Here is a 15,333-nt window from a genome sequence, read left to right on the forward strand (position 1 = left end):
CTATGGGCTCGGGCCAACGAAAAGCTGTCTGCAAACCTCTGAGGGGTCCGACTCGCCGACCTCTTCTAATTTACAGCACGAGGCGCTGCTGCTTACCATCGACCATTCCCGCCGGCTCGCAATGCGCACCACAAAAAGGACCGCGATCCTGGCCGTGCCCCGGATTCGTTCAGAATGGCGAATCTGAATTTAGCGTGTGAGATAGAGGAGAGTTTCATATAAAAAACCGATGCATTCGTCTGATTGAGAACTCAACGCGTCTTTCTTGAAATTCCACCAACACGACAGGGTCTCAATATTTGACAGGCACCTGCGATCAGAGACGTCCTTCATAAGCAGCACCTTAATGTCGACAATGCCGATTACGTCGCTCGCGCTTGCAGCGCAATTTGGACGGCTTTCAATTCTTTTGACCAGCTCCGGATTGGCTTGGAGGCAAGCTAATGTGAGGGCTTTCAATTTGTCCTCGTAAGAAACTCGGGGGTTGACCCACATCGAAAGAACCCTTTCTGTCATAGGCAGAGCCTAAGCGTCTTTGGCATCTTCTCTCGAGCCGCGCTACCCAAGTGCATCATCGATAGGCGTAGGATGGGCGATGTGAGGGACTAGGTGCGGACAAAAAAAGAGAGCGAGATGCCTTTTTCGAAAACTCTGGGCTACAGATTCATCACGCTTGTACTGCGCGTGCAAAAACGGGGCTGGCGTCGTATGTCGTCGCCAGCCGGCGGGCCGCCCATCCATCCTCGACCGACAGCGAACGGATTCGGCAATACCATCTTACTCGAGTCGGGAAAGCCGTTCGGTGGACAAGCAACGATCGATTTTAACCCAAACGGGTTGATCTTCGAACTTCGGCTTCCTCTTAAGGCTATTACTGAACGCGCATCTTCTCTGATAAATCACAAGGACGTCGGCGAGCCGAGCTAACCAAGGAAGCTCTGTCGCTGGATTTGGAACATGAACACGGCCGATTCGCGTGCGCGGGGGCAGGAACTCAGGGGACCGCGTTTGAGAAAGGACGCCGAGGGCGCATTCCAGGCAAACACCGCAACTGCCCTTCCTTCGCCTTCGGTCGATCTCGGGCGCTTTCTTCTCGCCCTTCTTATGGGCATCGCCTATCGCTCCGATTTGGGTCGTTGTCACGGCCAGACAAGCGACGATGGTCTTTGCGCCGGTATCTGGCATGCGCATGAAACAACTTTGCGCCAAAAGTTCTTCAACAATCTCATCGCACGATAGGTCGACAGTCGACGGTATGAGCACGAAATCATGCCGCTCCGAAGTTTTAGTTCAGCACCTTCACGCTTTAGTACGCTTTTCAAGTCCAATCCTATTCCGGCCAGCCACTGGCGAGAGACAATCTAGCGGAGTCCAGCTATCCGGGCGCACACCGTCCGTAGCCGACCTTCGCCGGATCAGAAAATGGTTTGGGCGTGGCGCTTGCCATGGTAGTTTGCGGCTGACAGAGTAGAGAAATGCTTCGCTGCCTTCGCCTTTTGATCTCTGTGGTTATTCTCGCTACAGCTTTAGCTGGGGCGGGCGGAGCTTTTGCCGCGAAGATGAACCATGCTTGCATCGAAATGAGCATGGACGATTGTCCCGACCACAACGGCCATGACGGCGCAGCACTCCCCGTGTGCGCTGAGATCCTCTGCGGGCCCAGTCAAGCAGCGCTTCCGCAGTTTCAACCATTCGTTGATGCCGTTCTTTGGGTGTGTGCGCCGCCGCTAATTCCCTCCGACGACATTGAGCTCGGTGGATTGCGAAGCCCGCCCGCTCTTCGGCCTCCAATCGTCTAAAGCCGAAAGTCCAATCTCGCTCACGGTTGCGCCCGGAGCAGATTTGGCGCGACCTCAAGCGGTCGCTGCGGCTAGCCGAGGGGGATCGTTATCCACGATCCCATTCCCGCAGGAACCAGCGCCGTTGTCGCATCGACGCGTGAGGCGCGATGACGTCCCTCGTCGGGATTGAGCGCGGCTGCAATCCGCCCGACGACCATGCGCATTAATGGGATACGGAGAGAATCTGATGATGCTCGTGACCTCGAGCAAGGCGCGCTTATTCGCGCTGGTCGCGCTTGCCATCCTAGGCCTAGCGCCGTTCGCCCGCGCCAATATCAACGACTACGAATTCCGACTCGTCGCAGCGCAATTCAAGACGGGGCAAGCGATCGTATCGGTACGTCTCGTCCATAAGCCCGACGACAAGCCGGCGCCAGACGCGGTGATCTTCGCGATGCGTCTCGATATGGCTCCAGATGGCATGGAGACGATGACCAGCATGATCGAACCGGCGCAAAGCCCCGATCCCGGAATTTATCGATTCAAGGTCGATCTGACTGATGCGGGAACGTGGCGGATATCACTCGCTGCAAAGGTGCAGGGCGAGAGCGGCACGGTCCAAGGCCGACTAATTCTAAAGGTGGCGCCATGAGTCGAGGACGGCGCCTTCGCGCCATCTCATTTGTGGAATCGGCGGCGGTATTGATGTGCTCAACATCGCTTTCGGCAACCGAGCGAAACTTGCCCGGCGCCAACGTCGAAAGCGTCGTCGCCCTTGCAAATCAGCTAAGCCCTGAACTAGCGGCGGCCGCGCTGGATGCCGATGCGGCAGCGCATAAAGTGGGCGCGGCAGGCGTGCTGGCCGATCCGACGGTAACGCTGCAAGCATGGGATGTGAATGGACGCGGCATCGGCCAGCGTTGGATCGGCTTCGAGCAGGAATTCAAACTTTGGGGCAAACTCGATCTGGAGCGCGGCGTCGCAGAGGCCGACGCCGAGGCTGCGAGGCATCAGAGTCGCGCCGTCGCCACAGATTTGATCGCCCGCGTCAAAGCCGCCTATGCGCAATACGGCGCCGCGCATCGGGCGATCGACCTTTCGCTTGGATTAAAGCGCCGGCTCGACGAAATTCTCGCGCTCCTGCGCTTGCGTTATGGCGCGAGCTCGGTCGACCAGCAGGAAGTGATCAAAGCCGAGATCGAGGCGGCGACGGCTGAAACAGAGGTCGCGCGCCGTCAAGGCGAGGCAAAGGCCGCCGCCGCTCGCTTAAATGCCTTGGTCGGTCGCGGCTCGCAAGAGCCACTCGCTATGCCCAAAGGCTTTCGGCCGCTGAAAACAAAGCTGACGCTCGCCGGCGTTCAGGAGCTCGCGAGAGTCGCCAATCCAGCCCTCGCCACGACCGGCGCGCAGGTCCGCGCAGCGATCGGAACTAAAGAACTCACGGACCTGAATTACTATCCGAACGTCACCGTTGGCGCGAATTTCGTGCAGCGTCCCACCGGCGACAATAGCGGCATGTTCATGCTCGGATTCAAGGTGCCGCTGCAATATGAAGCGAAAGACGCCGAACAGCGCGCCGCCAGTTCGCGGCTCGGCGCCGCGCAGATGCGCTACGACGCCATCCGAATCCGGCTCGACGGCGATGTGGCCGAAGCGTGGTTCGGGCTGGAGGCGGTGCGCAAGGCGATCCGGATCGTCGAACAACGCCAGCTCAGTCCGGCGCGGCTGTCGGTGGAGACGGCGCGAAGCGGCTTTGCGGCCGGAGCCGCCGACTTGGCGACGTCTCTGGAAGCCGAACGACGCCTGCGAGCGATCGAACTCGAAATCCTTAAGCTCAAAGTCGAAGAGCAAGCCAGATACGCGGAGCTTGAACGTCTGGCGGGAGGCTCTCTATGACTCGCCGTCACTTCGCAATTCTTTTGGGCTTTGTCGTCGTCGCGGCCAGCCTCGCTTGGCTGGCCGAGGGACGTTTCAAATGGGTCACACCTACAGGAACGCTGGGTGACGCCGGGCCTAGTATCTCGGGTAAGCCGCCTGCAACGACAGGCCCGATCATTTACTACAGGGATCCCGACGGTCGCCCAGCCTATTCCTCGACGCCCAAGAAGACATCGGCAGGCAAAGATTATCTGCCGGTGCGCGCCAGCGAGGATGTGAGTTTCGAGGACAAGCCTCCTGCAGGCTCCGCCAAGATTGGTGGCGAACGACGCGTGCGCTTCTATCGCCATCCAATGGGCCTGCCTGACACATCGCCCGTTCCCAAGAAAGACGAGATGGGAATGGATTACGTACCCGTCTACGAGGACGAGGCGGAGAACGGCACGACCATCACGATCAGCCCCGGAAAGCTGCAAAAGACCGGCGTTCGCTCCGAACCCGTCCAACGTCGGACGCTGAGCGTCCCTGTTCGAGCGACGGGCAGGATCGACTTCGACCCGCGACGTATCTCGATCGTCTCCCTGCGCTTCGAAGGCTTCATCGAATCGGTCGGGAAGTTTGCGGAGGGCGATTATGTTCGCAAGGGCCAGACGCTGATGCGCGTGTATGGGCCGAATCTTTCGAGCGCAGCCGCCGAATATGTCGCCGTCCTCAACATGCGGCGTGGCGGCGGGATCGACGCCCAGCGTCTGGAGGGAGCCAAGCGGCGGCTCGTCAATCTCGGCCTCGACGAAAGCGCCATCGCCGCGATCGGGCGCGCCCGCAGCGTTCCACGTGTGATTGCATGGCCCGCGCCGCAAGACGGCCATGTCTTGGAGCGAGCGGCAATTAACGGCATGCGCGCCGCGCCGGGCGACATGCTGTTTCGCATCGTCGATCATTCCCTAGTTTGGGTGCTGGCGGACATCGCCGAGCGGGACATCGCCTTGATCAAGCCCGGACAAAAGGTCGATGTGCGGCCACGGGCTTACCCAGATCGAGCCTTTAAGGGGCAAGTCGCTCTGATTTATCCCCATCTCAATATGGAGACACGAACGGCGCGCGTCAGAATCGAACTGCCGAACCCCGACGGGTTGCTGCGGGGAGATATGTATGCGGAGGTCGAGATCGCAGCCGGTGGAAACGAGAAGGTGCTAACGGCGCCAGAAAGCGCCATCATCGACACCGGTAAACGGCAAGTGGCGATTGTCGACAAGGGCGAAGGGCGCTTCGAGCCGCGAGAAGTAAAGATCGGCCGGCGCGGCGAAGGCTTCGTCGAAATCAAGAGCGGCGTGAGCGAAAACGAACGCGTAGTTACGACCGCGAACTTCCTCATCGACGCCGAAAGCAATTTGAAGGCGGCGTTACGAGCTCTCGACCAAGGGGAGGCGGGCAAGTGATCGCCCGTCTCATCGCCTGGTCGGCGCGCAACCTATTGCTCATATTCGTGGGCGCTGCCTTCGCGGTCGCAGGGGGCGTCTATGCCGTGCGCACACTGCCACTCGACGCCATTCCCGATCTCTCCGATGTGCAAGCGATCGTTTATACGGAATATCCGGGCCAGGCGCCGCAAGTCGTCGAGGATCAAGTCACTTATCCGCTCACCACTTCGATGTTGACCGTTCCGCGCTCCAAAGTGGTGCGCGGATTTTCATTCTTCGGCGTATCCTTCGTCTACGTCATCTTCGACGATGGCGTCGATATTTATTGGGCGCGCGCGCGCGTCCTCGAATATTTGAGCGCGGCGAGTAAGAGATTGCCGGCGGGCGTGACGCCTGTTCTTGGTCCCGATGCGACGGGCGTCGGCTGGGTCTATCAATATGCGCTCATCGCCAAGGATATGACGCTCGCCGAATTGCGCTCGATCCAGGACTGGACGATCCGCTACGGCCTCGCCAAGGCTGAAGGCGTCGCTGAGATCGCGAGCGTCGGCGGCTTCGTCAAGCAGTATAATGTCGTTGTCGATCCTAACCGACTACGCGCGCTCGGCCTTCCACTGTCGAAAGTGCGTGGCGCCATCCGCGCCAGCAATACCGATGTAGGCGGTCGCACGGTCGAACTTTCCGAATTTGAATTCATTGTGCGTGGACGAGGCTATCTGCGCAGCGTGAACGACCTGAAAAGTATTGTCCTGCGCGTCGAAAACGGCACACCACTTCTCCTGAAGGATGTCGCGCGCGTCGAGCTCGGCCCCGACGAGCGGCGTGGCGTCACCGAACTCAATGGTGAGGGCGAGGTTGCGAGCGGCATCGCGCTACAGCGTTATGGCGCCAATGCGCTCACAGTGATCGACAATGTCAAATCGACCCTTGCGCAGATGGCGACAAGCTTGCCCAAGGGCGTTGAGATCGTCTCGGTTTACGACCGCTCCCAGCTCATTCATGCAGCCGTCGAGACGCTCAGGAGCACACTCGTCGAAGAAGGCGTCATTGTTGCTCTCGTCTGCGTCGTCTTTCTAATGCATGTGCGCAGCGCACTCGTCGCCATCATCATGCTTCCCGTTGGCGTACTCATGGCGTTCGCCGCGATGAAGGCGCTGGGAATCGGCTCCAACATCATGAGTTTGGGCGGCATAGCCATCGCTATCGGCGCAATGGTGGACGCCGCCATCGTCATGATTGAGAACGCGCATAAGCATCTGGAGCGCGCGCTGCCCGACAAGCGGCGTATCGAGATATTGATCGATGCTGCGACTGAGGTTGGCCCCGCGCTGTTCTTCAGCCTGTTGATCATTACGGTTTCGTTCCTGCCCATCTTCACGCTCGAAGCGCAAGAGGGGCGTCTGTTCAGCCCGCTCGCCTTCACCAAGACGTTCGCCATGGCGGCGGCGGCGCTTCTTTCCGTGACGCTCGTGCCGGCGCTGATGGTCGTCTTCGTGCGCGGAAAAATTATTCCCGAGACGAGGAACCCCATCAATCGCGCGCTCATTTGGCTCTATCGGCCGATCATACGTCTGGTGCTCAAAGCGAAAGTCGCCACTATTCTGCTGGCGCTGGGCGCGCTAGCGCTGACCATCATTCCGGCCCGCCAGCTCGGTAGCGAATTCATGCCCACTCTCAATGAGGGTGCGCTCCTTTACATGCCGACGACGCTGCCCGGGCTCTCGGTCACCAAGGCCGCCGAGCTCCTGCAAAAGCAGGACCGTATCATCAAATCCTTCCCCGAAGTTCACACCGCGTATGGCAAGGCTGGGCGCGCCTCCACGGCGACCGATCCGGCGCCGCTCGAAATGTCAGAGACCGTCATCCAGTTGAAGCCGAAGGATCAGTGGCGTTCTGGAATAACGATCGACAAGCTCATTGGCGAAATGGACGCGGCGCTGCAATTCCCCGGCGTGTCGAATGCCTGGACCATGCCGATCCGAAACAGGATTGACATGCTGGCGACCGGGATCAGAACGCCGATCGGCGTCAAGATTTTTGGCCGCGACCTGTCGCAAATGGAGGGGCTCGCGCGCCAAGTCGAGGCCGTCTTGAAGCGCGTGCCCGGAACTTCGAGCGCCTACGCCGAACGCGTCATCGGCGGCTATTATCTCGATATTGTTCCTGATCGCGCGATGCTCGCGCGCTACGGCCTCATGATCGGCGACATGCAAGCGATAATCGCCACGGCGCTCGGCGGCGAGACCGTCACAACGACGGTTGAAGGACGCGAACGCTACGGCGTCAACATCCGCTATCCGCGCGACTTCCGCTCCGATCCGAGAGCGATCGCCAGCGAAGTGCTGATTCCCCTACCTGGCGGCGGGACGGTTCCGCTCGGCGAAGTGGCGAGTGTCGGACTCGTTCGTGGCCCGACCTCGATTCGCACCGAGAACGGCCAGCTCACAGTCTACATCTTCGTTGATATCCGCGACCGCGATCTCGGCGGCTTTGTCGAAGAAGCGCGCCAGGCGGTCGTCGATGCGATCGAGTTCCCGGCAGGCGCTTATGTCGTCTGGAGCGGTCAGTTCGAATATCTGGAGCGCGCACGAGGGCGCATGCAGATCGTGGTACCGGTGACGCTGCTCATCATCTTCCTGCTGCTCTACCTGAATTTCCGCCGCTTGACCGAGACATTGATTGTCATGCTGTCGCTGCCCTTCGCGCTGGTCGGCGGCGTGTGGCTGATGTGGCTCTTGAACTTCAATATGTCCGTCGCGGTTGCGGTCGGCTTCATCGCGCTTGCTGGCGTCGCCGCCGAGACCGGCGTCGTGATGCTGATCTATCTCGATGCGGCAATGCGCGAGGTCGCGGCCAAGCGCGTGGCCAAAGGGAAGATCTTCACTCGCGCCGATTTGCGAGAAGCGATTATGCTCGGCGCGGTCGAGCGCGTGCGGCCGAAGATGATGACGGTCGTCGCAATCATGGCGGGGCTTGTGCCGATCCTCTGGAGCACTGGCGCAGGGTCAGAAGTTATGCAGCGCATCGCCGTTCCGATGATTGGCGGGATGGTGTCTTCGACGGCTCTGACGCTCGTTGTCATTCCGGCGATCTATGCGCTGATCAAGGGGTTTGGCCTGCCTCAAAAAGGAGAGGTCAAACAGGAGTTGGGGGGAACTATCCACGCAGCTCCATAGAACAATGCACAACAATCTTCACAGGAGGAAAGACTAATGCTTAGACTCTCTATTGCCTTAGCGACGATGCTGGCCCTATCCGTTCCCGCGATGGCCCAAGAGCTCCAGGAGCACGACCCGCAGACTCACGGAATGGTCCCCGGCGGGCATGGCCGTCACATGCATCGTGATTGGAGCACTCCTGGCCAACACAGACATAATGTGTGCTGGCACCGCCATCATGGAAAATGGGTGTGGGTCTGTCGCTGATGGAGAGAGCTTCGTGATTGAACGCATATTCGATGCGAAGCTGACGTACGGTAATTGTCGTCGACAATAATGGAACGGTCCGACCATCGATTTGCTGTCGGGCCGTGTTCCTTAGGCAACAGTACGAGGCGCGGAAGGTCTCATCGGCGTGATATCATCCAAGGAGTCCGCGCCCCTCATAAACCGTCGAGCAAAATGGCGGACCGCATCCAGTGACTTGCAGTTCCGCCGTTAAACTTTGCGTTGTTGATCTTTTCGAGCGACGATACACGACGACATCGGTCGAGCGGGAGCCTCCGCAGCCAATGGTGTCGAGGCCGTGACTGAAGGAACCGCCATTTCTGGAAGCGGGGCGGCCGTATTGCCGAGTGAGCAACGACGATCGACCTTGCGCAAAGGACGCCTAGATCAATTACGATGCCGCTTCTGACGGCGCAAGGAAGGATGAACCGAGTGGCCCACGAGCATCGGCATGATCGCGCCTCGCATGAGGAATCGAAGACGGCCCGTGGCGGTGTCACAATCGAGGATGCGCATCAAGACCCATCCCATGTAGCGGACGTTATCTACACATGCCCGATGCATCCGCAGATTCGTCAGATCGGGCCCGGAAATTGTCCAATCTGCGGCATGACGCTTGAGCCACTCGTCGCTTCGACCGAAGCCGAACCGAACGCCGAACTCGTCGACATGACTAGGCGGTTCTGGATCGGGCTGGCGTTGGCGGCGCCGGTGCTCGTCTTGGAGATGGGCGGACATTTATTCAATCTCCATCACTTGCTAGCGCCGCAGGCGTCGAACTGGCTTCAGCTTATTTTGGCGACGCCGGTCGTGATTTGGGCTGGCTGGCCGTTTTTGGTTCGAGGCGCGCAATCGCTCGTGACACGTAATCTGAATATGTTCACGCTCATCGCCATGGGAACGGGCATCGCCTGGATTTACAGCGTCATCGCAACATTGGCGCCGTCGCTCTTCCCGCCGGCATTCCGCAACCTCGATGGCTCTGTCCCGATCTATTTCGAGGCGGCGGCGGTTATCACCGTCCTTGTTCTGCTTGGACAAGTTCTTGAATTGCGCGCGCGGGAACAGACCGGCGGCGCCATACGCGCGCTCCTCGATCTCGCGCCAAAAATGGCGACTCGGATTAACGCTGACGGATCCGACGAAGAAGTTGTGCTGGATCTTGTGAAGGTCGGCGAGCGCCTGCGCGTCCGTCCAGGAGAAAAGGTTCCTGTGGACGGCGAACTCGTCGAGGGCCGCAGTTCGGTCGATGAGTCCATGGTCACCGGCGAATCCATGCCGGTGACGAAGATTGCAGGCGACAGAGTCATCGGCGGCACGCTTAATCAGACTGGCGGCTTTGTGATGCGCGCGGAGAAGGTTGGCCGCGACACCGTGCTCTCAAGGATTGTCGAGATGGTCGCATCCGCGCAGAGAAGCCGCGCGCCAATACAGCGCCTCGCCGATCAAGTGGCGGGATGGTTCGTGCCCGCCGTCATTCTCATCGCCGTTATTGCATTTCTTGCCTGGGCAATCTGGGGACCGGAACCACGCATGACGTATGGCCTTGTTGCAGCGGTCTCCGTTCTCATCATCGCTTGCCCTTGCGCGCTCGGTCTTGCGACGCCGATGTCGATCATGGTCGGCGTGGGACGCGGCGCGCAGTCGGGCGTGCTGATAAAAAGCGCCGAGGCGCTGGAGCGCTTGGAAAAAATAGACACGCTGGTGGTGGACAAGACCGGGACGCTCACCGAAGGCAAGCCGCGCGTCACGGCCATCCTCGCCGTCACCGGGATCTCCGAGGAAGATCTGTTGGCGACGGCGGCGAGTCTTGAACGCGCCAGCGAGCATCCCCTGGCGTTCGCAATCGTTCAGGCCGCAGCCGAGCGCGGGCTCGCGCTCAAAGGTGCGACGGATTTCGATTCCCCCGTGGGCAAGGGCGTCATCGGTCGGGTCGAAGGCAATGTGGTCGCGATCGGCAATCGTCGATACCTTGTGGAGCTCGGCGTCGATGCGACGCCGCTCGATAGCGACGCTGAACGCCTGCGGGAAGACGGCGCGACTGCTATCTTTGTCGCCATAGACGGAAGAATTTCCGGCGTCATCGGCATCGCTGACCCAATCAAAGCGACGACGGACGCCGCGCTGAAATCGCTGCGCGAAGATGGCGTCGATGTCGTGATGCTAACCGGCGATAACTGGACAACGGCGCGGGCCGTCGCCAAACGCTTGGGAATCGGCGAGATCGAAGCTGAGATCCTCCCTGAGGACAAGAGCAAAGTCGTGACCAGCTTGCGCGAGGCGGGTCGAATCGTCGCCATGGCGGGAGACGGCGTGAATGATGCCCCTGCACTGGCCGCTGCCGATGTCGGAATCGCCATGGGAACCGGAACCGATGTCGCGATCGAAAGCGCGGGGGTGACTTTGCTGAAGGGCGATCTCGGGGGCATCGTGCGTGGTCGACGCCTCTCCAAGACGACGATGCGCAACATCCGCGAGAATCTGTTCTTTGCGTTCATTTATAATGCCGCGGGCGTGCCCATTGCCGCTGGCGCGCTCTATCCGATCTTCGGGCTACTCTTATCACCAACGATCGCCGCCGCAGCGATGACGCTGTCATCTGTAAGCGTCGTCGTCAATTCCCTGCGACTGAAGCAAGCCAGGTTGGACCCCGAGCGAAAAATTGAGATGCCGCCATATACGACCTAAGCAGAGGGCTATAGGACTATTCGGTGCGGGGGCAGTCACCACTCCCACAGCGCCGGCTGTTCTCTCACCACTTTGCCACACTCACAGCATCTGTCATTGGCGGAACTCTCGCCCGCGTTATGAGAGCAAACATTTTGGCCCGCACTCGCCGGATGAACTCTGATTTCACTGTACAATTCGTCATTTATAGCAATTTTTAGAAGGTTAGGCTCGTTGAGTGAGGCGGCGATGACGAACGCGGCGGGTGAATCGGATGGAGAGGCTCTCAGGCTCGATTTTGACCGCCGTCTAAAAGATGCAATTCGGGGTTCGGTCGTGACCTCTGATGTTGGCGTGGTCGCCTTATCGAGAACTCGACGACGCGCTTGGCCTGAGCGGCATGGCGGGCGAGACTCTTGCCGGCGCCTGCACCGGCAAGAGCATGCTCTTGGTTGGCAATTTACGGCGGTCTGGGTTAGGTCGGCTCGCCGGCTACCAGGACGTGAACGACGTGAGCGGCTTCGGCGGGCCCTGGCGTTCTGGGCGTCGGCGCCGGCGTGGTACAATTCCAAGTTCTATCCGGCGATCGACAATTTCGTCGTGGTGCCCGTTTACGCGCGCGTGGACGGCGCCTTGTTCATCAGGTTGAGCGAGAATGTCTCGGGATAGCTCAACGTCGAGAATCTGGCTGGCGCGCGGTACTATGAATCGTAGATCTGCCAGCGCGTCGCTCCGTATCGGCGAGCGATATCGGCCACGATGGCGTTCGGCGTCAGACTCTCGGCGGCGATCCGAGCTTTCTCCGCCTCAGAGCGTCGCCGACGGCCCGTGGGGCCGGCAACCACCTCAATCCGTCCCGCGTAGCCTTCTTTCGAGACGCCCATTTGGGCGTCCATTTTGACGTCTCTGGTCATTACAGCCACCCTCGAAAGCAGGGGCTTCTTCGCATGATCAGAACATTTTCGGCAGAAGGGGATCGGCTAAGCGCTTACGTACTATGTCTTCGAGCATAACAACAACAACACGCCAGGCACCCCGCGCTCGGCCTATGTGACGCTGAACGCGCGAGTTTAAGCGAGTGCCGGCCGTGCACGCGCCGACTGGATGAGCCGTAGGCATCGATAGCCAGTCATTCTCGCCTGATGTATCGGCGCAGGCTCGAAAGACCCTGCGCCGGCTCGCCGGCTCAGCCCCGACTAGAACAAAAACCCTAAGCAGCTCCGCCAACGAGCTTCACGACAACCGCAGCGATTGTGTTCTAAGGGCCGCCAAGACCTGCATAGCAAGACCACCAATAACGCCCCCGCCCACCCAGCGAACATGTGGGCGCGGGTCGTCATTCGTCTCTCATAGCGGCTCCTCTAGTTTCCGCGAGCTGCCCCCTTGCCGTCTGTCCCGGAGCTTGATGCGCTCGCACGTGTTCGGATAGGCGTGGTTTGGCTCCCGGAGTTGCAGCGTTGCTGATTCCGCTTGATGGCGCCCCCTAAAACGAGATGAAGGCGCCCACCCGTTACGGAATGATGGCGCCCCCCGATTCCGAGATGATCCCGCCCCCTGCAACGGAATGATCCCGCCCGGGTGATTTCGTGCAGTGGCTCACCGCCGCCGTTGGCCTGATCAAGTCGCTCCTTTGGCAATCCAAGGGGGAGCGATTCATGCCAGCGGAGCGGATTACGATGCGCCAGGCGCGCGAGATTATTCGGCTGAAGACCGCGTCGGTTTCAGCGCACGAGATTTCCCGGCGTCTCGGCATGCCGCGTTCGACGGTTCGGGAAGCGCTCGAACGCGCGGAGGGCGCCGGGCTCTCCTGGCCGCTGCCGGAGGGAATGAACGACGACGCGCTGGAGGCGGCGCTTTACGCCAACCGGCGCAGCAAGCGCGGTCACCGGCGCGTCGAAGAGCCGGACTGGGCAAACGTGCATCGCGAGCTGAAGCGCAAGCACGTCACCCTGACGATCCTGTGGGACGAATACATCGCCGAGAACCCCGGCGGCTATCGCTATTCGCGCTTTTGCAAGCTGTATCGCGCCTTCGAGAAAACGCTGTCGGTGACCATGCGGCAGACCCACGCCGCCGGCGAGCGCCTGTTCGTCGATTACGCCGGCGACGGCGTTCCCGTCGTCGTCGACAGGCTCACCGGCGAAGTGCGCATGGGGCAGATATTCGTCGCGGTGCTGGGCGCGTCGAGCCTCACATTCGCGAGAGCGAGCTGGACGCAGACGCTTCCTGACTGGATCGACGCCCATGTCGGCGCGCTTGAGGCGATCGGCGGCGTTCCGCAGCTCATCGTGCCGGACAACGCCAAGACCGCCATCGTCAAAGCCTGCTTCTACGATCCACAGGTCAACCGCACCTACGCCGACATGGCGGCGCATTACGGCGCCGCGCTTTTGCCGGCCCGGCCCAGAAAACCGCGCGACAAGGCGAAGGTGGAATCGGCGGTGCTGATCGTCGAACGCTGGCTGCTCGGCAGGCTGCGTCGCAAAACCTTCTACAGCCTCGCGGAGGTCAACGCCGCCATCGACGGGATGCTGAAAACTCTCAACGAGGAGCGCCCCATCCGCCGGCTCGGTGTCACCCGTCGCCAATTGTTCGACGAGATCGACCGCCCGGCATTGAAGGCGCTTCCAGTCGAGGCTTACGAATATTGCGAATGGCGCTTGCGCTGCGTCGGCATCGACTATCACGTCGAGATCGACGCGCATTATTACTCCGTGCCTTATCGCTTCGCCCGGGCGGAGGTCGAAGCGCGCCTGACCGTCCGCGGCGTCGAGATTTTCTGCAAGAGCGAGCGCATCGCCGTCCATCTGCGGATGAGCGGCAACCGCAAGCACACGACCATTCCCGAGCACATGCCGTCGAGCCACCGGCGCTATGCCGGCTGGACCGTTGAACGCATCCGCGAGGACGCCCGCAAGATCGGCCCGGCGACGGCGGCGCTCTGCGAGCAGATTCTGGAGGCGCGGCCTCATCCCGAACAGGGCTATCGCGCTTGTCTGGGCATCGTCCGCCTTGTCGGCCCCTACGGGTCCGAGCGCGTCGAGGCCGCGGCGGAGCGCGCCATCGAGATCGGCGCGAAGACCTACGGCTCGGTCAAATCCATCCTCGACAACAAGCTCGATCGGAAGCCGGCGGCAAAGCGCGCCGCGGACGCGGCTCCGATCCTTCACCCCAATATCCGCGGCCCGCGCTACTATCATTAGGAGACAGCGACTTGCTTAAACATCCCACCCTCGACCAGCTTCACGCCCTCGGCCTTTACGGAATGGCCAAGGCTTTCGCCGAACTCGCAGAGACAGATGAGGCGAAAGGGATCGACCGCAACGACTGGCTCGCGCTGCTGCTTGATCGAGAAGCGTCTCTTCGACGCGACAAGCGGCTGACGGCCAGGCTGCGCGCCGCAAAACTCCGCCAGCAGGCCAGCATCGAAGATGTCGACTACCGCGCCGCGCGCGGGCTCGACCGCGCCCTGTTCCAGAAGCTAGCCGAGGGCCAATGGATCGACGCCCACGACAATCTCGCCCTCGTCGGTCCGTCCGGCGTCGGCAAGAGCTGGCTCGCCTGCGCCATCGGCCAGAAGGCTTGCCGGGACAATCGCTCGGTCGTCTATCATCGCTGGCCGAAGCTCTGCGAAGACCTTGCACTCGCGCGCGGCGATGGGCGCCACCGCGTCTTATCAAATCCCTCGGCCGCGCCGATCTCCTGATCCTCGACGACTTCGGCCTCGAGCCGCTCGACGCCGGCGCCCGCCACGATCTCCTGGAAATCCTCGAAGAGCGCTATGGGCGACGATCGACGATCGTCACATCCCAACTTCCCGTGACCTCATGGCATGAGGTCATCGGCGATCCCACCTACGCCGACGCGATCTTGGACCGCCTCGTGCACAACGCGCATCGCGTAGAACTCGTCGGCGAGAGCCTGCGCCGCGCCCGCGCCAAAGGACCCAAAACGACTTGACCAAAAACAATCGGAGGTGAGACAAATCTCGTCGGTCAACGAACGCGGCGCCCGGGCGGGATCATCTCGTAAAAGGGGGGCGCCATTATCCCGGAATCCCCGGGCGGCATTATCCCGTTACAGACGGGCGCCTTCGTCGGAATCGTCAGGCAACCCGCCGACTCAAGTCTTTGTCGGCTC

The 15,333-nt window shown here is 60.7% G+C and carries 7 protein-coding genes and 2 pseudogenes; 8 read left to right on the forward strand and 1 reads right to left on the reverse strand.

Features of this window, described 5'->3' with window-relative positions:
- Nucleotides 1–2,031: 2,031 nt before the first annotated feature.
- From ACR65W_RS06380 to ACR65W_RS06405, 6 genes and pseudogenes are all read left to right on the forward strand, one after another.
- The gene (locus ACR65W_RS06380; RefSeq protein WP_245435141.1) at nucleotides 2,032–2,433 is read left to right on the forward strand and encodes a FixH family protein; all 402 of its coding nucleotides are present in this window, start codon (nucleotides 2,032–2,034) and stop codon (nucleotides 2,431–2,433) included.
- A gap of 89 nt (nucleotides 2,434–2,522) precedes the next feature.
- On the forward strand, nucleotides 2,523–3,677 hold the full coding sequence (locus ACR65W_RS06385; protein ID WP_245435099.1) for a TolC family protein: 1,155 nt from the start codon (nucleotides 2,523–2,525) through the stop codon (nucleotides 3,675–3,677).
- Nucleotides 3,674–5,098, forward strand: coding sequence for an efflux RND transporter periplasmic adaptor subunit (locus ACR65W_RS06390; protein WP_124740575.1), 1,425 nt, complete (start codon nucleotides 3,674–3,676; stop codon nucleotides 5,096–5,098). The genes ACR65W_RS06385 and ACR65W_RS06390 overlap by 4 nt, the downstream gene beginning before the upstream one ends.
- Nucleotides 5,095–8,256: an efflux RND transporter permease subunit gene (locus tag ACR65W_RS06395; protein ID WP_196399177.1), complete on the forward strand. Its 3,162-nt coding sequence runs from the start codon at nucleotides 5,095–5,097 to the stop codon at nucleotides 8,254–8,256. The genes ACR65W_RS06390 and ACR65W_RS06395 overlap by 4 nt, the downstream gene beginning before the upstream one ends.
- A gap of 666 nt (nucleotides 8,257–8,922) precedes the next feature.
- On the forward strand, nucleotides 8,923–11,214 hold the full coding sequence (locus tag ACR65W_RS06400) for a copper-transporting P-type ATPase (RefSeq protein WP_109026913.1): 2,292 nt from the start codon (nucleotides 8,923–8,925) through the stop codon (nucleotides 11,212–11,214).
- A 228-nt stretch (nucleotides 11,215–11,442) separates the two neighbouring features.
- Nucleotides 11,443–11,704: pseudogene (locus ACR65W_RS06405) on the forward strand (IS1380-like element ISCARN79 family transposase); the annotation flags it as partial.
- Between the two features lie 190 nt (nucleotides 11,705–11,894).
- Here ACR65W_RS06405 and ACR65W_RS06410 read toward each other — a convergent pair.
- Complete coding sequence (locus ACR65W_RS06410) at nucleotides 11,895–12,107, reverse strand: transposase (protein ID WP_109026914.1); 213 nt, start codon at nucleotides 12,105–12,107, stop codon at nucleotides 11,895–11,897.
- Nucleotides 12,108–12,869: 762 nt separating this feature from the next.
- Here ACR65W_RS06410 and istA point away from each other — a divergent pair.
- Together istA and istB are read left to right on the forward strand one after the other, a co-directional pair.
- A complete protein-coding gene (gene istA / locus ACR65W_RS06415) occupies nucleotides 12,870–14,396 on the forward strand; it encodes an IS21 family transposase (protein WP_434502399.1) in 1,527 nt (508 codons plus the stop codon).
- 11 nt (nucleotides 14,397–14,407) lie between these two features.
- Nucleotides 14,408–15,153, forward strand: a pseudogene (gene istB / locus ACR65W_RS06420) (IS21-like element helper ATPase IstB).
- The last annotated feature ends 180 nt before the right edge of the window (nucleotides 15,154–15,333 follow it).

It is taken from the genome of Methylocystis sp. (assembly GCF_051062815.1).
Classification (GTDB): domain Bacteria; phylum Pseudomonadota; class Alphaproteobacteria; order Rhizobiales; family Beijerinckiaceae; genus Methylocystis.

Coding starts and splice junctions, on each gene's coding strand:
- ACR65W_RS06380 (WP_245435141.1), top strand. CDS start 2,032: ATGCTCGTGACCTCGAGCAAGGCGCGCTTATTCGCGCTGGTCGCGCTT.
- ACR65W_RS06390 (WP_124740575.1), top strand. CDS start 3,674: ATGACTCGCCGTCACTTCGCAATTCTTTTGGGCTTTGTCGTCGTCGCG.
- ACR65W_RS06400 (WP_109026913.1), top strand. CDS start 8,923: ATGCCGCTTCTGACGGCGCAAGGAAGGATGAACCGAGTGGCCCACGAG.
- ACR65W_RS06410 (WP_109026914.1), bottom strand. CDS start 12,107: ATGACCAGAGACGTCAAAATGGACGCCCAAATGGGCGTCTCGAAAGAA.
- istA (WP_434502399.1), top strand. CDS start 12,870: ATGCGCCAGGCGCGCGAGATTATTCGGCTGAAGACCGCGTCGGTTTCA.